Here is a 20,938-nt window from a genome sequence, read left to right as displayed (position 1 = left end):
AGCGGACATCGGTGTCTCCTTACTGCACGCGGTGACTGGCGCGTCACGACTAGCATCCCACTCACAACCTGGATCATCACCGGTGCCGCGCAACACCCAAAAAGCGGAGGGCGGACAGCGCATGAAAGCGGTGCGATTCGATCGCTATGGCGGTATAGACGTCCTCGATGTACGCGAGGTTCCCCGCCCGCAACCTGGTGCCGGTGAAGTGCTGGTCGAGGTGAAGGCAGCCGGCATCAACCCGGGCGAGGCGATGATTCGCCAGGGTGCAATGGAGCAGATCTTCCCGGCGACATTTCCGTCCGGGCAGGGCAGTGATCTCGCCGGTGTCGTCGCCGAGGTCGGCACCGGCGTCGCTGCCTTCTCCGTGGGCGACGAGGTGCTGGGTTTCACGAACGACCGAGCCAGCCAGGCCGAATTCGTGGTGGTGCCCGCCGGTCAGCTCACGTCCAAGCCGCCGGCGGTGTCATGGGAAGCCGCGGGGGGCCTGTTCGTGGCCGGCACCACGGCATACGCCGCGGTCCGCTCGGTCGCGTTGGCGCCCGGTGACACCGTCGCCATTGCCAACGCCGCCGGCGGGGTGGGCACGATAGCCGTGCAGCTGGCCCAACGCACCGGCGCGACCGTGCTCGGCATCGCCGGCCCGTCCAACGATGAGTGGCTGGCTGCGCACGGCGCGATCCCCGTCAATTACGGCGATGGTCTCGCGGACAGGCTGCGGGCGGCGGCACCTGACGGCCGAGTGGACGCCCTGTTGGACTTCTTTGGTGGCGGCTACGTCGACTTAGCCGTGACCGAGCTGGGCATCGCACCGCAGCGCATTGACACGCTCATCGACTTTCCGGCGCTGGAGCGATTCGGGGTCATGTTCGTCGGCAATCAGGATGCCGCCGACGCCGCCGTGCTGGCCGAGCTCGCCGCACTGATCGCGGCCGGCGAATTGGAAGTGCCGATCGCCGAAGTTGTTCCGCTCGAAGACGTTCAGCGCGCCTACCGCACCCTGGAACGGCGCCACACCCGGGGCAAAATCGTCCTGCGGCCGTAGCGCTGCCGATCGCGAGCCGTTGCGTGCTCGGTGGCTCGCTGTGGCACACCAGGTTTCGGTCGCATGGATCCTAGCGCGGACGCTCTGTCATCCGGCACTGTGTGCGTCCGCACGGCCGATGTACCTGAACCCTTCTGTTGGCCGTCTTTTGGATGCCCACGCCCAGGCCGCGGCTCATGTCGCGTCGTCGGTGAACAGCGCCATCGACGCGGTAAATCAGTGCAGCGCGTTGCGGCCCGCGATCGGGCCGATCTCCCCGGTCTCGACCTAGGTCAATCACCGCAAGGTTCGGACTTCAGACTTTCAGCGGCCCGGAGCAGCGGTCGGCAGGCCGGCTGCCGCCGCGGCGGTGAGGAGGCGTTCGTCGTAGGTGACGAACGCGCTCAACTGGGTGCCGAACACCGCGTCCCCGGTCGCGAGATGGATCGCGTCAAGCGACCGCAACGTCATGTCTGGATACGCCGCGGCCGCGGCTCGGACCACCTCGTCGACTTCGTAGCGTGCCACTCGAGCCACGATCGCGGGAACATCGGCGAGCAGCAACGGATCCACCCGGCGCAGGGCGCGCGGGAGCTCAACCTCGATCAGCGTCGACGACACCCACGGCGCCGGTGTATGCGCGTCAAGCCAGTCAGCGAGGGCATCGCTTTCAGGTTCCCGCCGTATGAGTTTCATCAGGGCCGATGTGTCGAGATACAGCATCAATACCGCTCGTCGTCTCGCAGATCGCGCAGCAGTTGGCCGGCCTCATGGTCAGTCCTCACCGGTCCGGATAGACGTGGCGCCGGTCCACTGAGGGTGGCGGGATGAAGCCTTCCCGCGCTGATCATTTCGGCTAGGGGATTTTCCTGCGCCGGGACCAGGCGGGCCACGACGACGCCGCGCTCGGTGATGTCGATTTGCTCTCCGCGCTTTACCCGTGCGAGCACCCCGGCAGTATTTTGGTTCAGCTCACGCACCGGCACTTCGGACATGCCAGCCATTGTACTACGTATTTGTAGTACGAGGGCCGAGGCTTCAGCCTGCAAAGCCCCTCAGAATCCCGGTCACCCCGACATCCCAGCGCCGGTTCACCGACGCCTTCGAGTCGCCCAGCCAGCGGCCGCCCTCCTGCACCGCCAAACCCTGTGCCAGAGCAAGCAATACGTGTGCGATATCGAGCGGGTCGCCGGTGAGCAGCCCGGCATCGGTGCACCGCTTGATCCGCCCGACGAAGATCTCTCGCATTGACGGCGACGCCGCGAGTTCCTCGGGTCCGGGGTCGAAATCCTGGAACGGCCGCGAGAACATCACCCGGGCCAGCGCCGGGTAATCCAGACAGAACCGGCGAAACACCGGAATGAGTCGCTGCACGTCGGCGACCGCGTCGTCGGTCTCGGGCACGGCAAGCAGCCGGCCGGAGAGCATCGCGAATCCCTCGAAGAACACCGCGCGCAGCAGCCCGCGCTTGTCCTGGAACAACTCGTACACCGCGGGCACCGAGGTGCCGGCCTGCTCGGCCACGCGCCGGGTGGTCAACCCCGACAGGCCCTCCTCGTTCAACGTGGAGACCGCGACCTTCAGCAGTTGGTCGCGAAGCTCCGGGGTGCGCTGTTTGGGCCTCGGCATCCCGCTGCTACTGGGCCCCGAGTTCGGCTGGCACGCGGTCTATTCCGGCGCGCAGCTCCTTGAGGGCATCGGCGCGGGCGCGCAGCTTGCTGGCCGCATGCGCGGCGGGATCGAGCTTGGTGAATTCGAGGGCGGCCTCCTGGGCGCGGCCGAGCACCCGCTCCGGCAGGTCGATCTCGTCGATGAATCCCGCGGCCAGGGCGGTCTCGCCGAAGAACACCTTGGACAGCCCGGCCGACTGCTGATACGCCGACGGCGTGAGGCGCAGCTTCATGATCGCCAGGGCCGCGTAGGGGAGGACCATCCCGATGGCGACCTCGTTGGCCTGAATGTTGTATCCCGGTGCGGCGATTCGGTGATCGCCGCTGCACACCAGGAATGCTCCCATCGCGATGGCCGGGCCCGTGCACGCCATGACGACCGGCTTCGGGTAGGACAGCAGCCGGTAGGACAGCTCGAACCCGGCCCTGAGCATGTCGATCGCCGCTTGTGGCTCGCCGGCTTTGAAGACCTTCAGGTCGAAGCCGCCGCTGAACACCCGGTGGTTGCCGGCGATGACCACCGCGCCGACGTCGTCGCGATCGGCGTTGTCGAGCGCCTCGTTGAGCGCCTGCAGCATGGTCGGCCCCAGCGCGTTGACCTTCCCGTCGTCCATCGTGATCAGCGCAATGGACTCGTCGCGACGATAGGTGACCGGTCCACTCATGATGCTCCTTCGGGCCGCATTGATTTGTATCGACGTTACGAAACAACGTTACGAAAAGCAAGAGCCGATTTCAGCCCGAGGTCTGTCGTCCTGGGCCGACACGGCAGCCTCCGGCCCGCGCCGCGGGCGGGCTGCCGTAGTCGTGGTTACGTGTCGGTGTCCGGCGCTTAGATGCGGTCATGGCCGTCGACGTCAGGTGCCGGGCGAGTTTCCGCGTCTGGCATCTATATTGGTTCTGATATAAAGTGGGCATTGTTCGGAAGCCGATTAGATGGCTTGGCGCAAGTCGCGACGACGTCCGCGAGCAACGTCCGGCCATTCGGTATGAGTCCGGCCAGCAGTAGCTTCGACTGCAGATGGGGCTGATGCCCAACAACTACAAACCGGTAAGCGCCGTAGGCCCCGGTGCGTACGAGATACGAGTGCAGGACGCCGACGGCATTGCGCGGCTTATGTATGTCGCGAAGTTCCACGGCACGATCTGCGTCCTTCACGTCTTCACGAAGAAGTCGCAGAGGACACCGAAGACCGATATCGATCTGGCCAAGAAGCGCTACCGGGAGGCAAGAGAATGGCTGACAGCGTGTTCTACGACCTCGCTGAGACCCCAGAGGAGGCCGCCAACCTGACCGCGCGCGGCCTCCTCATGATCGCCATCGAGCGGCGGATCAGGGAAGAAGGTTGGACGCAGACGGAAGCCGCCGCGCGTCTGCGCGTGACCCAGCCCCGAGTTTCGGATCTCCTGAACGGAAAGATCACCAAGTTCAGCCTCGATGCCCTCGTCAACATGCTCGCACCAGTCGGCCTGACATTCGATGTTCGACCGGTGCGCGCGGCAAAGAAGGTCAAAGGCGGCCCCGCGGATCGCTCAACCAGGGCTACGTCGAGCAAGCGCAAAGCGCTCAGTCGGCGCTGAACTGACGGCACTAACCAGCTTGTCGCTGAAAGTCGCTGTTAGGCGGACACTTCGCATAGTGGTTTCGCCGCGTGACTGGTGGGACGGAGGTGACCGACGCGGCCCGATGTGGGCCTACGGCAGTGACGCGGCTTCCTCGAGCCCGGCGTTGCCCGCCTGGCATTCAGAGTCCTTGCCGCCCTTGACATTCGGCCCCTCGTCGGCGCCTTTGTCCCGGAACGGCCCCGCCAGCTGACCGCCCACCCAGACGAGCCCGCGGCCCACGGCAACCAGCGCATGGCCGGTGGTGGCTCCGACAGCACCGATAGTGGCGAAGGCCGCGTCGAACACGCTCGGAATGTGGAAGTCCTCCCAGGTCTCTACCTGGTGGTGGCGGGCCTCGGCGAAACGGTCGAGTTCGTCGCGCAGAGCGCAGCGTTGTTTGGCCAGCTCCCGCACCGCCCAGAATCGGAAGCCGTCGAGAACCGAAGGCTTCCCGAACCGGTCGAGCACTTCCTTCGCGCTGCCGTAGATGTCGATGTCCTCGCGGAGATGATGGTCGACGAGCTCGCGGGCTTCGTCGATCGCGCGGAGCAGCTCCTCGGGTTGCGTCGACTCGATGCGCGCGAGGTGCAGTCGCTGCCACTTGTGCAGCGCTTCTTCCGCGATTACCAGCAGGCTCAGCGTGTCGCCAAGCCGGTTGTCGTTGATCGCGTTTCGCAGCTTGTCGGCGCGGTGCTGCACGCCCACGGTGTGATCGAACGACGCCAGGATGCGCCGGACATGGTTGCGCAGTTGCTCGACGGTGACATTCAGCGCAGGCCCCAGCGCCGCGACCGAATCCCAGTACGCCTCGGGCAGCGACCCGTACTTCTCCAGCGACTCGACCATCCGCGACAGCGTCAGGTTATTGCCCAGCACGTCGCCGGCGCGCTGGGCGCGGGCGACTTCGAGCACCGACTCGACCTTGTCCTCCACGCGCCGCACGGCGTCCTCCACCTGGGCCACCGCGGACGTCAACGCCATCTGCACCGCGATCATCTGCGCCGACAGCATCGCCTCCGGGCCGAGCCCCGCCGGTCGCCACTGCAGGGGCGCGAGCACCTCGGCGCCCGTCGTCAACCGAAAGATGCCGTCGCTGAGGGGAACCAGGTTGCCATCCTTCAACGCTTCGAGGCCGTCGCGATGCAGCTGCACGTACTTGCCGGAGTCGGCCAGCAGCGCCGCCAGCCCGGCGAGCCCGCTCGTGAGCGCGGAGCCGTCGATCCCGGCGACGCGCATCGCCTGCCCTGCGGTCGCCCGCAGCCGCGCCAGGTAGGACTCGACGGCGGCGGGGTCACCGCCGAGCAGCAACCCCTCGTCGTGGCGCGAGACGACGACCTCGTCGGCCATCTCGGATGTGCTCACGGCATCCCCTATGAATCCGTTGGCTTGCAGGCGAGCAGGCCAAGAGTGAGCAGGTGGTCTGTCGAGTCCGGACGTTACACCCGTGTTTCCGGCCGAACCTTCCGCTTCGCCGCCTGTTGGGCAGGAATTCACCCGGGGACGTGGGGACCTTGTGCTCTGTCCGCATTCCGACTCCGGGCGAAGACTCGGGTACCTGCTTCGAAGAGGAAGTTCCGATCATGTGGACCACTCCATCCGTCATCCCGTTCTCCGTCTGGCGGAAGGTCGCCATGGCCACCTGGCGGCCGCGGAAAGACCCGATCATTTGGGCGACGATGGATATCGAAGCGGCGCGGCTGCTCGAGTACCTGCGCCAGGTCCGGGAGGCGACGGGCCAGCACGTCACCCCCATGGACCTCGTCGGTCGGGCCGCCGGCAAGGTCATCGAAGCGCTGCCGGGCCTTAACGGCCGGGTGGTGCTGGGCGGCTTCCTGCCGTCCCCGACCGTCGACTGCTTCTTCGTGGTATCGCTGCGGACGGACCTGATATCCGGAGCCGCAGCCGCCGGCACCGATCTCTCCGGCACCGTGGTGCGCCGCATCAACGAGAAACCGCCCTGGGCGATCGCCAAGGAACTCGCCGATCACGTCGCACGCATTCGCCACGACGAGGATCCGCAGTTCAAGAAGGGCAAGGCGATGGTCAAGGGGCTGCCGCCGCTGCTCCTTCGCCCGGTGATGGATGCGATGGGCTTTATCACCGAAAGCCTGCAGTTGCCCATTCCCTTCCTCGGGCTGGAAGCCCGCCCGTACGGCTCGATACTCGTGAGCAATGTGGGCACCTACGGCCTCGACACGGCCGCCGCCCCCTGGCCCACGTTCTGCCATGTGCCGCTCGGGATCATGATCGGCGCGGTGAGGGACAAGGTGTTGGCGTTGGGCGGCCAACCCGTCGTGCGCCCGGTGCTGCCGCTGTCGATCGGCCTGGACCACCGGTTCGTCGACGGCTACCAGGCGGCGACGATGGCCGGCATCTTCCGCGCGTACCTGGCCGACCCCGCCGCCTTCGACCCGGTGCCCAGGACCATCCCGCCACGCAAGCGGCAGCCCGCCACCGTGCGGTCCAACGGCAAGAGGCCGGCGACCGCGCCGAGCCGGTCGAAGGCGCAGCGCCACGCTTAAGGGGAGGCCATGATCCCGCCGCATCCGAAGGATGACCCGTTCTACTCCTACACCGGCGACAAGCCGCTGCCGGACATCACGGCGGGAACGGTGCTGAAGTCGCGCCACGTTCCGTACCACATCGTGGGTTTGCCGACGCTGCTCGAGACCACGCAGCTGCTCTACCGGTCGACCGGCCAGAGGAACACCCCGACCGTCAATGTCACGTCGGTCATCCGGCCGCGGGGGTTGGGACACAAGACGAAGGTGATCTCGTATCAGTCCGCCTACGACTCGCTCAACCAGAACGACGAGCCGTCGTATGCGATCGCGGGCGGACGACCCACGCTGGCAGGACTCGTCCCCAACGTCGAGCTGGGCGTCTTCGGCCCGTTCCTCGCCGAGGGGTACACGGTCATCGTCCCCGACACCGAGGGTCAGGCGGCGGACTTCGCCGCGGGTCCCGAGTACGGAATCAACACGCTCGACTCGATCCGGGCCGCGTTCAACTCGTCGACCATCGACAGCGACGCCAAGGTCGCAATGCTGGGATATTCCGGCGGTGCGATCGCCACCGAGTGGGCCGCCGAATACGCGAAGACGTACGCACCCGACGTCTACCAGCACCTGATCGGCGCGGCGATCGGCGGCGTGCTCGTCCACCCGGCGCACAACCTGCACTACGTCGAGGGCAGCCAGATGTGGGCCGGCGTCATGGCGATGGCCCTCGTCGGGATCGCGCGCGCGTTCGCAATCGATTTCACGCCGTATCTCAGTGACCGCGGCATCGAGATCTGCAAGGAGCTGCAGAATACGTCGATCGTCGACGTCCTCGGCCTGAGGTACGCGGGCCTGACGTGGCAGCAGCTGGCCAAGCCCGAGTACCCGACCCCCGAGAGCATCCCGATCTACGTCGAGACGGTCAACAAGCTGATCATGGGCACCGGCGGCACGCCGAAGATCCCGCTGTTCATCGGCCAGGGCGCCGGCGGGGAGCGCGAGGGCACGGCGGGCAACAAGCCGGGCATCGGCGCCGGCGACGGCGTGATGATCGCCGGCGACGTGCGCACGCTCGCCCGCGACTACTGCGCGGCGGGCGTGGCGGTCCACTACGAGGAGTACGCCGCGCTCAGCCACATCTTGAGCCTCGCGCTGTGGCTGCCGAACTCGATCGCCTGGATCAAGCAGCGCTTCGCCAATGTGCCTGCGCCGCAGAACTGTTCGTCGATCCTGCTGGGCAACCCAATCCCGCCGTTACCGCTGCCGTAGGGGCTCGTCTCGGCCAGGCGTGCCAAAAATGCGATGCGCCAAAGCAAATTGCCTTGCTCGCCGCCCGCCGATCCCCCGCAAATTGAGGGCTGTGCGGCGGGCTGCGGATGTGGAACCATGTGGCAAATGAAGGACGACGATCCCGAAAAGCGGATCCGCGAGCTGGAACAAGAGCTTGCCGACGTCACGCGGACCCCGCCGAGCACGCCCCCGTACACCGGGGGCGCGACGTATACCGAGAATCCCCCGCCGTACACGGGCGGTGGGACGTACACGAGCGGTCCGACATACACGGGCGGCGCGCCGTACGGCTTCGGCACGCCACCGCGGCGCAGAAAGCCCTACCCCTGGTTCCTCGTCCTCATCCTGCTGGCGGTGGTGGTGCCGGCCGTCGTCAGCCTGGTGATGGTCTTCGTCAGGTCGGGTTCAAGCACCTCGATCTCCCGGGGCGGCGGCGCCAAGACGACGTCGAGCGGTCCCACCGCCGTACCCCAGGGCGGCGAGCTGCGACTGAGCGGCACCGGCGAGACCAGGCAGGTCGCCTGCAACGACGGCAGGCTCATCCTGGCCGGCTACAACAGCAAATACGTGGTGACCGGCCACTGCGCGAGCGTCACGGCGGGCGGCTACTACAACAACGTCACCGTCGACAGCGCCGACACCCTCGAGTCCACCGGCTACAGCAACACGGTCATCGACCACGCCTGCAACAACGGCAGCCTGAAGCTGTCGAGCTACGGCATCGAATTCAGCGTCACCGGCCACTGCGCCAGCCTCGCGATCTCCAGCTACAACAACAAGGTCACCGTCGACAGCGTCGACAGCATCACCGTCTCCGGATACTCCAACAATGTCACCTACCACTCGGGCACACCGAAGATCACCGATTCGGGCTACGACAACAACATTCAGCAGGGCTGAATCGGGGAGCCGCTCTGGGGCCCCCGGCTCGATAACGGCGAACGTGGTGGCGGATGTGCTACCGAGTTCGGCGACCACCACATGCCCCCGGGACGGGTGGTTGCGGGGATGAGGTGGCCCGCGAACGTGGTGGCGGATGCGCTACCACATAACAGAGCGATCGCTCTGTTATAGTGTCGGCATGCCGCGCCCCCGCCTGTACGACCAGGACCAGATCCTGGATGCCGTCGAGCGGATCGCCGTGCAGTCGGGGCCGAATGCCGTCACGATCCGCGCGATCAGCGACGCGATCGGCGTGTCCAACGGCGCGGTCTATCACACGTTCGGGTCCCGCGCGGGCCTGGTTGGCCGCGCCTGGCTGCGTGCCGGGCACCGATTCCTCAGTGCGCAAGGTGAATTGATCGACGCCGCACCCCAGGGCGACGCCGTTGCCGCGGTGGTGGCCGCGGCCGAGGCGCCCGCGGTGTTCGCCGAAGAGCATCCGCATTCGTCGCAGTTGTTGCTGACGGTGCGCCGCGACGAGCTCCTGGGCGCCGAAACGCCGCCCGAGATCGCCACCCAAATGCATGACCTGGACCGGCTGCTCGTCGAGACCATGATCCGACTGGCCCGCGCCCTGTGGGACCGCAAGGACGCGGCGGCCGTCGACGTCATCACCATGTGCATCGTCGATCTGCCGACCGCGATTCTGTTGCAACGCAACCGAATCCACGACCACGACGCCCAAAACCGCCTCCAAGCCGCCGTCCGCGCTGTCCTGGCCGTCGGCCCGCCCCCGCCACGGCGCAGAACCAGAGAAGGGAACACGAAATGACACCGACACTGACCTGGGACGACAAGATCGCCGTCGTCGACCTCGGCGACGACGAAAACCGGTTCTCGCCAGGCTTTCTCGACGCCGTCAACGCCCACCTCGACGACGTCAAAACGGCCGGCGCGCAGGGTCTGGTCACCACCGCGGGCGGCAAGTTCTACACGAACGGCCTGGACCTGGACTGGCTCGCCGCCCATGCCGAGCAGGGACAGCCCTACGTCGCCCGCGTGCAGGCCCTGCTGGCGCGCGTGCTGACCTTCCCGATCCCGACCGCCGCCGCCGTCACCGGACACGCGTTCGGCGCCGGGGCCATGCTGGCCATGGCCCACGACGTGCGGGTGATGCGCGCCGACCGCGGCTACTTCTGCTTCCCCGAGGTCGACATCCGCATCCCGTTCACCGACGGCATGGCCGCGCTGATCCAGGCCAAGCTGACCCCCCGTGCAGCGGTGGCGTCGATGACGACCGGGCGGCGGTTCGGCGGCCTCGAGGCGACAGAGTTCGGCATCGTCGACGCCACCGCGGCGGAGGGCGAGGTGACCGCCGCGGCCGCTGATTCGTTGCGCCCGTTGGGGAGCAAGGATCCCGGCACGCTCGGCGCGATCAAGCAGACCATGTTCCGCGCCGCGGCGCGGGCGCTGACCAACACCTGAGAGCTATTCGCCGGAGAATCGCTCCCACGCGGACTGGCGCGTAATGCCCAGGGTGTGGCCGATTTTCGCCCAGGTGATGCCGCGCCGGCGAAGTTCGCGTACCCAGTCGCGCAGGTCGGCCTCCACCCGCCGGGCCACCACGGCGATGCGGGGGATGTGGTCGAGCATCTGCTCGTCGCTCCACGATTCCCAGATCGGCATGCGAAGCTCGTTCGGCTTGTCGCGATACTCGTCGATGATGGCCTGGGACAAATCGATGCATTCGTTGCAGATCTGCACGCCCGGGCCGGCGACCAGCTTGTCGACCTCGGTGTTGGATTTGCCGCAGAACGAACACCACACTTGCGCGGTCTTGTCGGCGGTAGGGCTCATCGCGATTCCTTGGTGTCAGGCTTTCCCTGACAACCGTACGTCGTCAGGATCGGCACGACAACCCCCGTTGTCTTCTCCGGCCTGAACCGAGCGTCGCCGGGACCCGTCTGCAGGGTGTCGCAGTGACCCAACGACGTTTGGAGACTTGGTGATCGAAAGCGTTCGCCCCCTCGGCGCCGCAGAACGACTTTTCTACCGCTACAGCGAGCGCCACCCGACGCACTTCTTGTTGGTGGCCGAGTTCGACGAAGTGCTCACCGCCGCCCGGCTCAGGCCTGCGCTGGCCGCCGTCCAGCGCCGCCACCCCTTGCTGTCGGTGCACGTCGAGGACCGCCCGGGCACCCGCCTCGGTTTTTATCGCGCGCCGGCGGTCGCGCGCATCGAGTTGACCGTGCACCGCAGCGCGGAATTGTCCTGGGACGCGGTCGCGGCCGAGGAGCTCAGCCGAACCTTCGACCGTTCGCGGGCGCCGCTGATGCGGGCCTCACTGCTGCAGGGGCCGTCGAGCAGTGCGTTGTTGCTGAGCTTCGACCACACCCTCGCGGACGGGATTTCCTCGGTGCTCGTTCTCAGCGACGTGCTCGCCGCGCTCAACGGCGAGACGCTGTCGAATCTGCCTGTGCCGCACTCACAAGAGCAGTTGACCGCGCACACGCTGGGGGACGCCGAGCCGTTCGATCCCGCCGAGCTGCCCGACGACCCGAGGATGCGGACGCCCACCACCATCCGGCCCTTCGACGGCGCCCTGACCAATGTGCACACGACGGAAATGGCGGCCGCCGACACCGAGCGGTTGGTTCAGCGTTGCCGCGCCGAGCGCACCACGGTGCACTCGGCGATGGTGGTCGCCATGTGCCGGGTGCGGTCCTTCGAGCGCGGCGAAGACTTCGTGCGCGTGCTCAACCCCATCAACTTCCGCGCGCTGATCGGCGCCGGACAGGACTGTGGGCTCTACATCCAGTCGACCTGGACGGGATTGGCGCCGTGGGACGGCGCGCCGTTCTGGGAGCAGGCCCGCGAGATCACCGCGCACCTCGCGGTGGCCCGCTCGGCGCGGGGGATCCGCACGGCGTCGCTCGCCGTGCAGCAGGCGATCACGGTCGACGCCGAAACCGGCCACGCCGAGGACCTCTTCAGCCGGGTGTGCCCGTTCGACATGCTCGTCAGCAACCTAGGTGTGCAGAACCTCGACGGCGCCGGACCGCTGCGGCCCACGGCGGTGTGGGGGCCGCTCGTGCAAGGCCAGATCGACGGCGAGTACGTCACCGGGATCACCACCTACGAGGGTGGGCTGCGGATGGTGACTTGTGGCTACAGCGTGCCGGCCACCTTCTTGAAGAGCGTCGGCGACGCCCTGGCGGCCGCCGTCGACGAGCCGTAAATGTCGGTGGGGCCGGTTACCTTCTTGGCATGAGTAAGGCCAATGCGAGCTCGGCCGGCGGGCTGGGTGGGTTGTTGGGGCTGGCGCTGATCATCTGGATCATCGTCAAGTTGATCTGGTGGATCGCCGGGGCGGCGGCGCTTGTGGGCCTCTTTTTCCTCGTGCGGGCCATCGTGCGAGACGGGCGCCGGCGCGCCGAACTCCGTGCGGCCCATCGGGCCGCGCTCCGCTTCCGCGCCGATCAACAGCACAACTGGGTGCTGCGCGGCGACGACCGCGGCGTCTACGGCGTCGAAGGCGCCAAGCTCATGCACTACCTCTATCCCGAAAGGAGGTCTCTGCAGCGGTTGTTACCATCGCGCGAGTGAGTGACCCCGGTTGGCTGCGGCCCCTTTCACGGCGTGACGCCTTGCGCTGCGCCGTCGCCGCGCCGGCACTGCTGGGGATGGGCGCGCTGATCAACGCCCCCCGCGCGGGGGCCGGCATCGCGGGGATGGGCGTCTTTCTCGACCCGGGCCACAACGCGGTGAACGACGCCTCGATCACCCGGCAGGTGCCCAATGGCCGGGGCGGGACCAAGGAGTGTCAGACGTCGGGCGCCGCGGCCGACGACGGCTACCCGGAGCACGCGTTCACCTGGGCGGTGGTGGGGCTGATCGCCGGTCAGCTCAACCAGATGGGCGTTCGCACCCAGCTGTCCCGCGACAACGACGGGTCCGTTGGACCGTGCGTCGACCAGCGTGCCGCGCTGGCCAACGCGATGCGCCCGGACGCCATCGTGAGCGTCCACGCCGACGGCGGACCGGCGTCGGGCTCGGGATTCCACGTGAACTACTCGAGCCCGCCGTTGAACGACGCCCAAGCCGGACCCTCCCTGCAGCTGGCGCGCGCGATGCGGGACGCGTTGGTGCAGGCGGGTTTCCACCCGTCCACCTACATCGGGTCGGACGGCCTGTATGGGCGCGACGACCTGGCGGGGCTGAACCTGGCCGAGTATCCGGCCGTCCTCGTCGAGCTGGGCAATATGAAGAACGCCGACGAAGCCGCGCGGATGGAAACCCCCGACGGCCGGGCGAGGTACGCCGACGCCGTCACCCGGGGGATCGTCGCGTTCCTGAACGCCAAGGTCGGCTAGGTGCCGGCCAGTACGGTGTCGAGCCAGTCGTAGACGCGCCCCAGCGCGAGGCGTTGGGCGCCGGATTGGCAGTGCGCTTCCGCGCCTTCGGCTGCCGTGAACGCCAAAAGCGTTTTCTCACACGTCAGGTGCTCGAAAAGCAGCTTGGGTTGACCCGGGAAGAAGATGTCCTCGGCGGCGTCGCAGACCAGGGTGGGGCAGCTGATGCGCTCGGCGATGCCATCGGCCAGCGTGTAGTCGAGATAGCAGGCCAGGAAGGCGCGGGGGGTGTTGACGCCCATAACGTATTGGCCGTGGGCGGTCGCCCATCTGATATTCGGGTTGGACGCGATCAACTGCTCGATCATCGCGTCGGCCTCCGGTGCCGATTTGGCCCGGAGTAGGGCCTCGGCGTCCGCGCGTGCCAACGGCATGGGCTCGGTGACAGTGATGCCGAGGTCGTAGGCGCCGTCCATGGCAATGCAGGCGGCCAATCGGTGCTCGAATGCGGCGGCCCGTGGAGCGAGCAGGCCTCCCATGGAGAGACCGAAGAGCGCGGTTCGGGCCGGGTCGATGCCGGGACGCTCAAGGAGCCAGTCGAGCACGGGAGTGACGACGTTCTCCCAGTCGGGACGAAAGACCAGGCCGTCGAGGCGACGGGCCGCGGGCTGCCCTGGCCCGTCGAACGTCAGCACGTGGTAGCCGCGTTCCTGCCCGGCGGCGGCGCCGAACCAGTGCAGCTCCTCGCACGTGCCGTCGAATCCACTGTGCATGATCACCGTTGGGCGCGTGGCGCTTTCGTCGCCGGTTCCGGACGCCCGATAGAAGTAGCCGTGCAACACGGTTCCCTCATAAGGGATCTCAACGGGCTCGATCGGTGGGTCGAAGAGAGTGGCGGCGGTGTGAAAGCACTCGCGGCTTCGGTTGTAGACGTGGTCGATGCGGGGATCATCGGGGTTTCCGTGCAAGTAGAACTCGGCGGACCGATAGTAGTTGTTGGCCCGCATGAGCCCATCGCGGGCGCTGATGCGGTGGCCTGCGGCCAGAGCCTTTTCGGCCTCGGCCGCAACCCAGTCCGCGGTGGCCGACCATTTGTCATACCAGCTGTCGTAATCGCCGGCGGTGATGGCCTGCGCTGTGGTGAGCACCTCGCCGATGTCGGCACCGCCGTACGCGGTGTGGCCCAGGACCCGCAGGGTCTCAAACCAGAACGAGGTGTCCTCGGGAAACAGGAGCGGCTTCATTGCGGATTCCTCAATCAACAGCTAGTAGTCACCGACAATACGACCGGATCGCCCGCTAAAGCAATAAGAGTTGCGTTAACATTTGAGCGTGACGGATGTACGGGAGGTACGACGACGCACGGGTGGGCGCAGCGCAAGGGTCGTCGCGGCGGTGCACGGCGCGGTCAATAAGATTGTGGCGCAGGGAAACCCGCGTCAGCTCACGGTTGCCGAGATAGCCGAGCGGGCGGGCGTGAACCCGACCAGCATCTACCGGCGCTGGGGCACCCTTGAGGCGCTCGTCCTCGATGTCGAGGCGGCGCGGCTTCCGCCGCTTCCCGACACGGGAACACTGCGCGGCGACTTGCTCGCCTTCGCCGCCCGTGCGGCCGGCGACGTCGCCCGCCCCGGGGGGTTGGCTTTCCTGCAGGCCGTGCTCGCCGTCGGTGAGCAAGGCCAACCTTCGCGTAGCGCCGCGCTGCGTGCGCGTGGTGCACGGATCCAGGCGATGCTTGACCGCGGTGGCGAACGCGGCGAGGCCGCCCTCGACCAGACCGATGTCTACGACTGCATCTTGGCGCCGATTTACTTCCGAACGATCTTCGGTATCGGCGGGATCACCGAGGCGCGCCTCGCGGCCTATGTCGATCGCGCGCTCGCCCGGCCGCCCAAAGGTCATGGCGCGTCGAGGAATTGATTCACCGCGTCGACGAACTCCGCCGGGCAGTCGCGCACGAGCCAGTGCCCACAGGGCTCCAGCACGCGCACGTCCCCGTTCGCGACGAGCTGCGCGGCCCTAATCGAATCCGCGACGGGCACCAGCCTGTCGTCACGCCCTGCGATGAACAGCGCCTTGGCGCCGATCCTTGGCAGCCGGGACACCAGCGACAGGCCTTCGGACCCCGCGCTGAAGGCCCAGCGCTGCGTGCCCGCGAACGCTTCGCCCGCATGCGGGCGCTTGCCGCTGACGATGACCGCGTCGACCAGCTCGTCGGTCAACGCCGAGGCATTCTGCATGCCGAGGCCGGCGCGCAGTTGCATGCGAAGGAGCTTGCGGCCCAGGCTCACCGACAACCAGTCCATGCGGTTCGCCAGTCGCGGTCGGTTGGCCAACCACTTCGCGGTGCGCAGGAACTTGAACGTCTCGGTGATACCGCCGGGATTGATCGCGACGATGCGGCGCACCACCTCGGGGTGGCTGATGGCCACTTCGAGCGTGATCCATCCGCCGAGCGACAGCCCCCCGAGATCGACCCGGTCGAAGCCGTAGCCCCCAATGAGAGCGTCGACCCAGTCGGCGTACCACGGGATGGAGAAGTCCGACTCGGGGAAGTCGGTTTCGCCGTACCCGGGAAGGTCGGGAGCGATTACCCGCCGGCGCTGCCCCAGGGCCACCAGCGCGGATCCGAACGTGACGAGCGCCGAGTCGACCCCACCACCGTGCAGCAGGAACAGCGGGGTGGCGTCGTTGCGAGGGTCAACCTCGTACACCCGGGTGCGGACGCCGCGCACGACGACGTCACGGCTGTCCACCCCGCCCGGGACCGGCAAGGTCTTCACTGCGTTGCGTGTTGCGCCGACGAGGCGAGCGGCTCCGCGGCCTGGCTGTGGTGCAGCCACACGAACTCGTGTATTCCTGACAGCCGCAACAGCATCCGCGACACGAGCGGCCACGCTCGCATCGCCTCGGGCCCGGAAATCAGTTCGGGCCGCTCGAGCGCATAGGTGCGCCCCTTCCAGGCGAGCGTGCCGATCCCCGCGGACATCAGGTTGCGGTACCAGTCGGTCTGCCGGCCGTAACCCAGCGGCAACAGGAAGCCGTCACCGTACGCGGCCGTGCCCAGCGACGTCTGGTAGACGCGCCCGCTACGGCGCCCGACGTGGGTCAGCAGCCCCCACGACGAGCGTTTCGTTCCCGAAATCTTGCGGGTCATCCCGTTATACGTCGTCAAAAACGTCCTGAACCAGCCGCGGTTGAACAAAATGCCACGGTTGCGCCTGATGATTCTCGGCAACACCACCAGCCAGCCGAGAACCGCGAGCACCAGCAGCAGCCCAGCCAGTCGCTTGCCCATGACCACCTCCCTCGGCACCCAGTTGACCGCCGGCACCGGGTGGTCCGCCAGGGACGAAAGTCATCGGCTCAGCTGCCGAAGCCTCCTCCGGGAGCCGACGCGGGCGCTGCGCCGTTCCCGCCGAGGTGGCTGGCCGCGAAGGCCGCGCCCTTGTCGATCATCTGCTCGTCGGAGGCGTAGGTGTTGTGCGCGGCGAAGTTCATGCCGTCGGAGCACACCGGATCCTCGGGGGCGCAGACCTTGATCGTCTTGGGCTGATACAGCGGGCCGATGGCGACCGGGGGCTCGTTGAGGAAGTTCATCGCGCGGACGTTGGGCATGCCGAAGAGCACGACCGAGGACACGTGGTCGGCGACCGAGGGGTCCATGGGCTTGGGCACGGTGTTGGGGTCGACGCCGTCGGGCACGGCGGCGGAGGTGACGAAGCCCATCACGGCCGCGCCCTGGGAGTAGCCGCTGAGCACCATTTTGGTGTTGGGGCAGTCGTGGGCCATGGACACGACGTGGGCGCCGGCGTCGCGGATGCCGTCGAGGCCGGTGTCCCAGTCGTTGCTGGCGGGGTAGTTGACCGGGTAGACGTCGAGCGACTTGCCGCCGATGCGCGAGCGCAGGTCGTCGACGAACGCCTGCCCCGTGGCGCCGACGCCGGGGGGCTCACCGGTGCCGCGGGCGTAAACCACTTGCACGTCCGGGCATTGGGCGGAGGCGGAGGGGAGGGCAGGCGCGAGGACCGAGGCGCTGAGACCGGACGCCGCGACGACTGCAGAAACAACGAAACGGGTGATGTGACGTGCGATCATGACGGCAAATTTGCCCGCGGGAGCGTGTCCCAAACCTGTGAAATTGCTTGGGGTTTCGGGCCTGGCTCGGCTCGCGCCACGAAACGACGAACCGCCGGTATTGCCCGCTAAATCAGCTGGGCAACGGTGGTGACGACGATGAGCACCAGCACGGCCGTACCGATGACGTACACCGAGCGGCGGGGGTTTATCCGCGCCGGGAGGGGCCGTCGCTGCAGCGTGCGCTGGCGCTGCAGCGCGATCAGATATGTGCCCAACGCCACGGCGGCGGCCAGATAGGCGGGCAGCAACTGCAGCGGGCCGGCAGGGCCGTGCAGGTTCCGGATCATCAGCAGCGCGCCGTTGCCCAGGAACGCGAACGACGTTCGCGTCCAGGCCAGGACCGTCCGATCCTCGGTCTGGCCGGGCGGCCGCCGATAATCGCTCAACCCATGACCGCCTTGGCGATCACCAGCCCGAGCGCGACCAGCCCGACCACGCTGAGACCCACCGCGAGGTAGGCCGGCGTGGGATGGCGCGGCAGGGGATCGCCGCGCCGCATCGCGCGGTCCGCCTGCTGCCAGCGCAGCAGCCCCATCCCGCTGGTGAGGGTGGCCAGCGCCGCGAGCCCGATCCCGAGCGCGCGCCGCGCGCCGGGGACGGCCAGCTCCGGAACCAGCTGCACCAGGGCGACCGCCGCGGCGAGCAACCCCAGCGCGGTGCGCTGCCACGCCAGGAACGTGCGCTCATTGGCGAGGGTGAAGCGGTAGTCGGGTTCGCGCTCGTCGTGCCCGGTGGCGGTGTCGTCGGCCACGGCGTACCTCGCAGGGCTTGTGGGGTCAAGCGTTTGGACGCCGCAGATTCTAATCGCAGCAAGGCATGATGAGGCGTGTGGTCAAGGCGCTGTTGTTCGACGTGCAGGGCACGGCGACGGATTTCCATTCGACCGTGTGCGACGAGGCGGCGCGGATCAGTGCGGGGCGGCACCCGGGCGCCGATTGGCCCGGGCTGGTGCGCCGTTGGCGCGCAGGCTACTTCGCGGCGCTGCAGGGCGGGCAGGGGAGCGGCTGGGTTTCGGTGCACTCGGTGTATCGCCGCGCGCTCGACACCGCCCTGGACGGCTGCGGCATCGCGGGATTCACCGACGCCGAACGCGACGAGCTCACGCTGGCCTGGCAGCGGCTGAGGCCGTGGCCCGACGTGGTGCCCGGGCTGACGCGGTTGAAGAGCCGGTACACGCTGGCTACCCTGTCGAACGCCGACGTGTCGGCGGTGATCAACATCTCCAAGCGCGCGGGCCTGCCCTGGGACGCGATCTTCGCCGCCGAGATGGCCGGGGTGTTCAAGCCCGACCCGGCGATCTATCGCCTGGCCGCGACCTACCTCGGCTTGGACCCCCGCGACATCATGATGGTGGCCAGCCACAAATACGACATCCGTGCGGCGGGCCGGCTGGGGTTTGCGACGGCCTTCGTCGCGCGGCCGCTGGAGTTCGGGGCCGACGGCGACGCCGACGTGGCCTACTCCGACGACTTCGACGTCAACGCGTCCGACTTCCTCGACCTAGCAGCCCAACTGGGCTGCTAGCGGTGGGCCGCTGCGGCCGTGCTATGCCGAAGTCAGTGCGGGGTCCGGCTTTTCCGACGACATCGACAGGAAGCCGCGCACGCAGCGGGCGGCCACCAGCCAGTTCGCCGGCTTCTTCATGTCCAGCCCGCCCAGCAGCTGCTTGATCATGGTCAGCGTGTCGAAGTAGATGCGTTCGCAGACAAGGGTTTCGGCGTCGTCAAAGACGAAGTAGGCGGTCATGCGGACGCGGAACCGGCTGCCCGTCGGCGGAACCTTGCCGAGATACCCGCGGTGGGTGCCCATCAGCCAGAACTCCACGATCACCGCGTCGGCGCTGTGCCGCAGCGCGATGATCTCGTGATCCTGGTCGGGGAACGCGGTCCGGGTGTAGACGTAGTAGCCGCGCACCGCCTCGTCGCCGTCGTGGACGACCATCTGCGGGATCAGCTCGTAGCGTGGATGCGGGAAGGTCGCCAACACGTCGTCCCAGTCCTGGCGGACCTCGTCGTGGAAGTGGTCGAGCACGAGCTTCTCGCGGGCGGCGAGCACCTCGGGAGCGGGGAACGCGGGAATGGTCACGGGGGTGAGCCTAGGGTCCGGCGAGCAGACGCAAAAGCCCGCGACACGCCGGGGCGCAGGGGGCTTTTGTGACTGCTCGCGAGAGGTCAGCTCGGGGGAGTCCAGGCGACCGGCAGCCGCTTGATGCCGTGAATGAACTGCGACAGCAGCATCGCGGGTTCCTCGACCGCGACGATGTCGGGGATCTCGCGCCGCAGTTCGTCGAAGACGACCCGGATCTCGCGGCGGGCCAGGTTGGCGCCCAGACAGAAATGCGCGCCGCCGCCGCCGAAACCGAGATGCGGATTCGGGTCGCGGCCGACGTCGAACATCCAGGGATTGGCGAACTTTGACTCGTCCCGGTTGGCCGAGTTGTACCACAGCGCGGCCTTGTCGCCGGCCGCCATCTTGACGCCGCTCAGCTCGACGTCGCGGGTCAGGGTGCGCCGCATGTAGACGACGGGCGAGGCCCACCGCACGATCTCCTCGACCGCGGTGGGAGCCAGGCCGTCGTAGTCGGCCCACCACCTCTCCCGCTGGTCGGGGTAGCGCGACAGGGCCAGCACGCCGTGGCTGATCGCGTTGCGCGTGGTCTCGTTGCCGGCGACCACCAGCAGGATGAAGAACGACGCGATCTCCTGCGACGTCAGCCGCTCGCCGTCGACCTCGGCCTCCACCAGGCTGGTGGTCAGGTCGTCGTGGTGGTTGACGCGGCGATCCTCGGCCAGCGCGGTGGCGTAGGCGCCGATGTCCATCGAAACCCGGGTGAACTCCTCGAAATCGGTCGACAGGTCGGGGTCGCCGAACCCGAGAATCACGTTGGTCCAATGGAATACGCGCTGGTGATCGTCCTCGGGAATCCCCATCATGTCGCAGATGATCTGCAACGGCAGCGGCCCGGCGAGCTCGCTGACCAGGTCGGCCTCGCCGCCGGGATGATTGGCGATCAGCGACGCCACCAGCCGCCGCGCCCGCTCGCGCACCGACGCCTCGATGCGCGCCACCACCTTCGGGGTGAACGCCCGGCTGACGATCGAGCGCAGCCGCTGGTGTCGCGGATCGTCCATCACGATCATCGAACCGAAGTACTCGGCCAACTCCGGCATCTGATCACCGATCGTGATGCCGCCCGCGGAGCTGAAGACGTCCGGGTGCCGGCTCGCGTAGTGCACGTCGTCCAGCTTGGTCAGCGCCCAATACCCGGGGCCGGCCTCGAAGCCCTCGTACTCGATGGCCGGCCAGAACGAGATCGGCGCCTGGCGGCGCAGGGTGGCGAAAGCGCCGTCGCGGTAGTCGTCGTCGCGCCCCCAGAACTCCAGCGACTCGAGATGAATGTCGGAAAGCGGCACCTCGGGCGGTGGCGCACCGTTGACTCGCGTCGCGATACCGGTCGTGAGTGGCACGGAAATT

General features: G+C 67.7%; 27 protein-coding genes. 13 read left to right on the top strand and 14 right to left on the bottom strand.

Features of this window, described 5'->3' with window-relative positions; translation table 11 throughout:
- Positions 1-121: 121 nt before the first annotated feature.
- On the top strand, positions 122-1,045 hold the full coding sequence (locus A5705_RS02750; RefSeq protein WP_068275422.1) for an NADP-dependent oxidoreductase: 924 nt from the start codon (positions 122-124) through the stop codon (positions 1,043-1,045).
- 303 nt (positions 1,046-1,348) lie between these two features.
- On the opposite strand, the gene A5705_RS02745 is transcribed toward A5705_RS02750, so the two are convergent.
- The 4 genes from A5705_RS02745 to A5705_RS02735 are packed head-to-tail and all read right to left on the bottom strand — an operon-like array spanning position 1,349 to position 3,359.
- Complete coding sequence (locus A5705_RS02745) at positions 1,349-1,747, bottom strand: type II toxin-antitoxin system VapC family toxin (protein WP_068275162.1); 399 nt, start codon at positions 1,745-1,747, stop codon at positions 1,349-1,351.
- Entirely contained in the window at positions 1,747-2,019 is a 273-nt protein-coding gene (locus A5705_RS26900; RefSeq protein ID WP_082956259.1) for a type II toxin-antitoxin system Phd/YefM family antitoxin, read from the bottom strand. Before A5705_RS26900 ends, A5705_RS02745 begins: the two co-directional genes overlap by 1 nt.
- A 43-nt stretch (positions 2,020-2,062) precedes the next feature.
- Positions 2,063-2,653 (bottom strand): TetR/AcrR family transcriptional regulator, encoded by a 591-nt coding sequence (locus A5705_RS02740; protein WP_068275159.1) that lies wholly within the window; start codon positions 2,651-2,653, stop codon positions 2,063-2,065.
- Between the two features lie 7 nt (positions 2,654-2,660).
- The gene (locus A5705_RS02735; RefSeq protein ID WP_068275156.1) at positions 2,661-3,359 is read right to left on the bottom strand and encodes a crotonase/enoyl-CoA hydratase family protein; all 699 of its coding nucleotides are present in this window, start codon (positions 3,357-3,359) and stop codon (positions 2,661-2,663) included.
- 356 nt (positions 3,360-3,715) lie between these two features.
- Between A5705_RS02735 and A5705_RS29110 the strand changes: the two genes are divergently transcribed.
- A complete protein-coding gene (locus A5705_RS29110; RefSeq protein ID WP_156763010.1) occupies positions 3,716-3,988 on the top strand; it encodes a type II toxin-antitoxin system RelE/ParE family toxin in 273 nt (90 codons plus the stop codon).
- Positions 3,931-4,275, top strand: a complete 345-nt coding sequence (locus A5705_RS02730; protein WP_068275153.1) for a helix-turn-helix domain-containing protein — start codon at positions 3,931-3,933, stop codon at positions 4,273-4,275. Before A5705_RS29110 ends, A5705_RS02730 begins: the two co-directional genes overlap by 58 nt.
- A 114-nt stretch (positions 4,276-4,389) precedes the next feature.
- On the opposite strand, the gene A5705_RS02725 is transcribed toward A5705_RS02730, so the two are convergent.
- The gene (locus A5705_RS02725) at positions 4,390-5,661 is read right to left on the bottom strand and encodes a hypothetical protein (protein WP_231982349.1); all 1,272 of its coding nucleotides are present in this window, start codon (positions 5,659-5,661) and stop codon (positions 4,390-4,392) included.
- A 218-nt stretch (positions 5,662-5,879) separates the two neighbouring features.
- On the opposite strand from A5705_RS02725, the gene A5705_RS26890 reads away from it, so the two are divergent.
- From A5705_RS26890 to A5705_RS02705, 5 genes are all read left to right on the top strand, one after another.
- On the top strand, positions 5,880-6,821 hold the full coding sequence (locus A5705_RS26890) for a 2-oxo acid dehydrogenase subunit E2 (protein WP_082956258.1): 942 nt from the start codon (positions 5,880-5,882) through the stop codon (positions 6,819-6,821).
- Between the two features lie 9 nt (positions 6,822-6,830).
- Entirely contained in the window at positions 6,831-8,069 is a 1,239-nt protein-coding gene (locus A5705_RS02720; protein WP_082956257.1) for a lipase family protein, read from the top strand.
- Positions 8,070-8,195: 126 nt separating this feature from the next.
- The gene (locus tag A5705_RS02715; protein ID WP_156763009.1) at positions 8,196-8,990 is read left to right on the top strand and encodes a DUF3060 domain-containing protein; all 795 of its coding nucleotides are present in this window, start codon (positions 8,196-8,198) and stop codon (positions 8,988-8,990) included.
- A 181-nt stretch (positions 8,991-9,171) separates the two neighbouring features.
- The gene (locus A5705_RS02710) at positions 9,172-9,804 is read left to right on the top strand and encodes a TetR/AcrR family transcriptional regulator (protein WP_067874147.1); all 633 of its coding nucleotides are present in this window, start codon (positions 9,172-9,174) and stop codon (positions 9,802-9,804) included.
- Positions 9,801-10,457, top strand: a complete 657-nt coding sequence (locus tag A5705_RS02705; RefSeq protein ID WP_067874150.1) for an enoyl-CoA hydratase-related protein — start codon at positions 9,801-9,803, stop codon at positions 10,455-10,457. Before A5705_RS02710 ends, A5705_RS02705 begins: the two co-directional genes overlap by 4 nt.
- A 3-nt stretch (positions 10,458-10,460) precedes the next feature.
- Here the strand turns inward: A5705_RS02705 and A5705_RS29105 are convergent, their stop codons facing one another.
- Entirely contained in the window at positions 10,461-10,829 is a 369-nt protein-coding gene (locus A5705_RS29105; protein WP_067874152.1) for a ClpX C4-type zinc finger protein, read from the bottom strand.
- 148 nt (positions 10,830-10,977) lie between these two features.
- Here A5705_RS29105 and A5705_RS02695 point away from each other — a divergent pair, with 148 nt between their 5' ends.
- The 3 genes from A5705_RS02695 to A5705_RS02685 all read left to right on the top strand — a co-directional run bounded on the left by A5705_RS02695 (position 10,978) and on the right by A5705_RS02685 (position 13,345).
- Positions 10,978-12,210: a condensation domain-containing protein gene (locus A5705_RS02695; protein WP_231982348.1), complete on the top strand. Its 1,233-nt coding sequence runs from the start codon at positions 10,978-10,980 to the stop codon at positions 12,208-12,210.
- A 29-nt stretch (positions 12,211-12,239) separates the two neighbouring features.
- Complete coding sequence (locus A5705_RS02690; protein WP_082956255.1) at positions 12,240-12,578, top strand: hypothetical protein; 339 nt, start codon at positions 12,240-12,242, stop codon at positions 12,576-12,578.
- Between the two features lie 77 nt (positions 12,579-12,655).
- Complete coding sequence (locus tag A5705_RS02685) at positions 12,656-13,345, top strand: Rv3717 family N-acetylmuramoyl-L-alanine amidase (RefSeq protein WP_369803296.1); 690 nt, start codon at positions 12,656-12,658, stop codon at positions 13,343-13,345.
- Here the strand turns inward: A5705_RS02685 and A5705_RS02680 are convergent.
- Entirely contained in the window at positions 13,342-14,568 is a 1,227-nt protein-coding gene (locus A5705_RS02680) for a S9 family peptidase (RefSeq protein ID WP_068275141.1), read from the bottom strand. The two genes, A5705_RS02685 and A5705_RS02680, sit on opposite strands and share 4 nt — an antisense overlap.
- An 88-nt stretch (positions 14,569-14,656) precedes the next feature.
- Between A5705_RS02680 and A5705_RS02675 the strand changes: the two genes are divergently transcribed.
- Complete coding sequence (locus tag A5705_RS02675) at positions 14,657-15,244, top strand: TetR/AcrR family transcriptional regulator (RefSeq protein ID WP_067874478.1); 588 nt, start codon at positions 14,657-14,659, stop codon at positions 15,242-15,244.
- Here A5705_RS02675 and A5705_RS02670 read toward each other — a convergent pair.
- From A5705_RS02670 to A5705_RS02650, 5 genes are all read right to left on the bottom strand, one after another.
- The gene (locus A5705_RS02670) at positions 15,223-16,107 is read right to left on the bottom strand and encodes an alpha/beta fold hydrolase (protein WP_068275138.1); all 885 of its coding nucleotides are present in this window, start codon (positions 16,105-16,107) and stop codon (positions 15,223-15,225) included. The two genes, A5705_RS02675 and A5705_RS02670, sit on opposite strands and share 22 nt — an antisense overlap.
- Complete coding sequence (locus A5705_RS02665; RefSeq protein WP_156763008.1) at positions 16,104-16,622, bottom strand: nitroreductase family deazaflavin-dependent oxidoreductase; 519 nt, start codon at positions 16,620-16,622, stop codon at positions 16,104-16,106. Before A5705_RS02665 ends, A5705_RS02670 begins: the two co-directional genes overlap by 4 nt.
- A gap of 68 nt (positions 16,623-16,690) precedes the next feature.
- Positions 16,691-17,422 (bottom strand): cutinase family protein, encoded by a 732-nt coding sequence (locus A5705_RS02660; protein ID WP_068275135.1) that lies wholly within the window; start codon positions 17,420-17,422, stop codon positions 16,691-16,693.
- Between the two features lie 107 nt (positions 17,423-17,529).
- Positions 17,530-17,850, bottom strand: coding sequence for a DUF202 domain-containing protein (locus tag A5705_RS02655; protein WP_067874169.1), 321 nt, complete (start codon positions 17,848-17,850; stop codon positions 17,530-17,532).
- Positions 17,847-18,215 (bottom strand): YidH family protein, encoded by a 369-nt coding sequence (locus A5705_RS02650; protein ID WP_067874172.1) that lies wholly within the window; start codon positions 18,213-18,215, stop codon positions 17,847-17,849. The genes A5705_RS02655 and A5705_RS02650 overlap by 4 nt, the downstream gene beginning before the upstream one ends.
- Positions 18,216-18,280: 65 nt before the next feature.
- Between A5705_RS02650 and A5705_RS02645 the strand changes: the two genes are divergently transcribed.
- Positions 18,281-18,988: a haloacid dehalogenase type II gene (locus A5705_RS02645; protein ID WP_082956251.1), complete on the top strand. Its 708-nt coding sequence runs from the start codon at positions 18,281-18,283 to the stop codon at positions 18,986-18,988.
- A 21-nt stretch (positions 18,989-19,009) separates the two neighbouring features.
- On the opposite strand, the gene A5705_RS02640 is transcribed toward A5705_RS02645, so the two are convergent.
- Positions 19,010-19,549, bottom strand: a complete 540-nt coding sequence (locus tag A5705_RS02640) for an ester cyclase (RefSeq protein WP_068275132.1) — start codon at positions 19,547-19,549, stop codon at positions 19,010-19,012.
- An 86-nt stretch (positions 19,550-19,635) separates the two neighbouring features.
- Positions 19,636-20,931, bottom strand: a complete 1,296-nt coding sequence (locus tag A5705_RS02635) for a cytochrome P450 (RefSeq protein ID WP_068275129.1) — start codon at positions 20,929-20,931, stop codon at positions 19,636-19,638.
- Between the last annotated feature and the right edge of the window lie 7 nt (positions 20,932-20,938).

Source organism: Mycobacterium sp. E787 (assembly GCF_001668725.1).
Classification (GTDB): domain Bacteria; phylum Actinomycetota; class Actinomycetes; order Mycobacteriales; family Mycobacteriaceae; genus Mycobacterium.
Note: the sequence above shows the minus strand (reverse complement) of the source record. Positions and strands in the feature narration are given on the sequence as shown.

Coding starts and splice junctions, on each gene's coding strand:
- A5705_RS29110 (WP_156763010.1), top strand. CDS start 3,716: ATGGGGCTGATGCCCAACAACTACAAACCGGTAAGCGCCGTAGGCCCC.
- A5705_RS02685 (WP_369803296.1), top strand. CDS start 12,656: ATGGGCGCGCTGATCAACGCCCCCCGCGCGGGGGCCGGCATCGCGGGG.
- A5705_RS02735 (WP_068275156.1), bottom strand. CDS start 3,359: ATGAGTGGACCGGTCACCTATCGTCGCGACGAGTCCATTGCGCTGATC.
- A5705_RS02740 (WP_068275159.1), bottom strand. CDS start 2,653: ATGCCGAGGCCCAAACAGCGCACCCCGGAGCTTCGCGACCAACTGCTG.
- A5705_RS02745 (WP_068275162.1), bottom strand. CDS start 1,747: ATGCTGTATCTCGACACATCGGCCCTGATGAAACTCATACGGCGGGAA.
- A5705_RS29105 (WP_067874152.1), bottom strand. CDS start 10,829: ATGAGCCCTACCGCCGACAAGACCGCGCAAGTGTGGTGTTCGTTCTGC.
- A5705_RS02720 (WP_082956257.1), top strand. CDS start 6,831: ATGATCCCGCCGCATCCGAAGGATGACCCGTTCTACTCCTACACCGGC.
- A5705_RS02645 (WP_082956251.1), top strand. CDS start 18,281: ATGATGAGGCGTGTGGTCAAGGCGCTGTTGTTCGACGTGCAGGGCACG.
- A5705_RS02705 (WP_067874150.1), top strand. CDS start 9,801: ATGACACCGACACTGACCTGGGACGACAAGATCGCCGTCGTCGACCTC.
- A5705_RS02665 (WP_156763008.1), bottom strand. CDS start 16,622: ATGGGCAAGCGACTGGCTGGGCTGCTGCTGGTGCTCGCGGTTCTCGGC.
- A5705_RS02690 (WP_082956255.1), top strand. CDS start 12,240: ATGAGTAAGGCCAATGCGAGCTCGGCCGGCGGGCTGGGTGGGTTGTTG.
- A5705_RS02660 (WP_068275135.1), bottom strand. CDS start 17,422: ATGATCGCACGTCACATCACCCGTTTCGTTGTTTCTGCAGTCGTCGCG.
- A5705_RS02710 (WP_067874147.1), top strand. CDS start 9,172: ATGCCGCGCCCCCGCCTGTACGACCAGGACCAGATCCTGGATGCCGTC.
- A5705_RS02715 (WP_156763009.1), top strand. CDS start 8,196: ATGAAGGACGACGATCCCGAAAAGCGGATCCGCGAGCTGGAACAAGAG.
- A5705_RS26890 (WP_082956258.1), top strand. CDS start 5,880: ATGTGGACCACTCCATCCGTCATCCCGTTCTCCGTCTGGCGGAAGGTC.
- A5705_RS26900 (WP_082956259.1), bottom strand. CDS start 2,019: ATGTCCGAAGTGCCGGTGCGTGAGCTGAACCAAAATACTGCCGGGGTG.
- A5705_RS02680 (WP_068275141.1), bottom strand. CDS start 14,568: ATGAAGCCGCTCCTGTTTCCCGAGGACACCTCGTTCTGGTTTGAGACC.
- A5705_RS02730 (WP_068275153.1), top strand. CDS start 3,931: ATGGCTGACAGCGTGTTCTACGACCTCGCTGAGACCCCAGAGGAGGCC.
- A5705_RS02750 (WP_068275422.1), top strand. CDS start 122: ATGAAAGCGGTGCGATTCGATCGCTATGGCGGTATAGACGTCCTCGAT.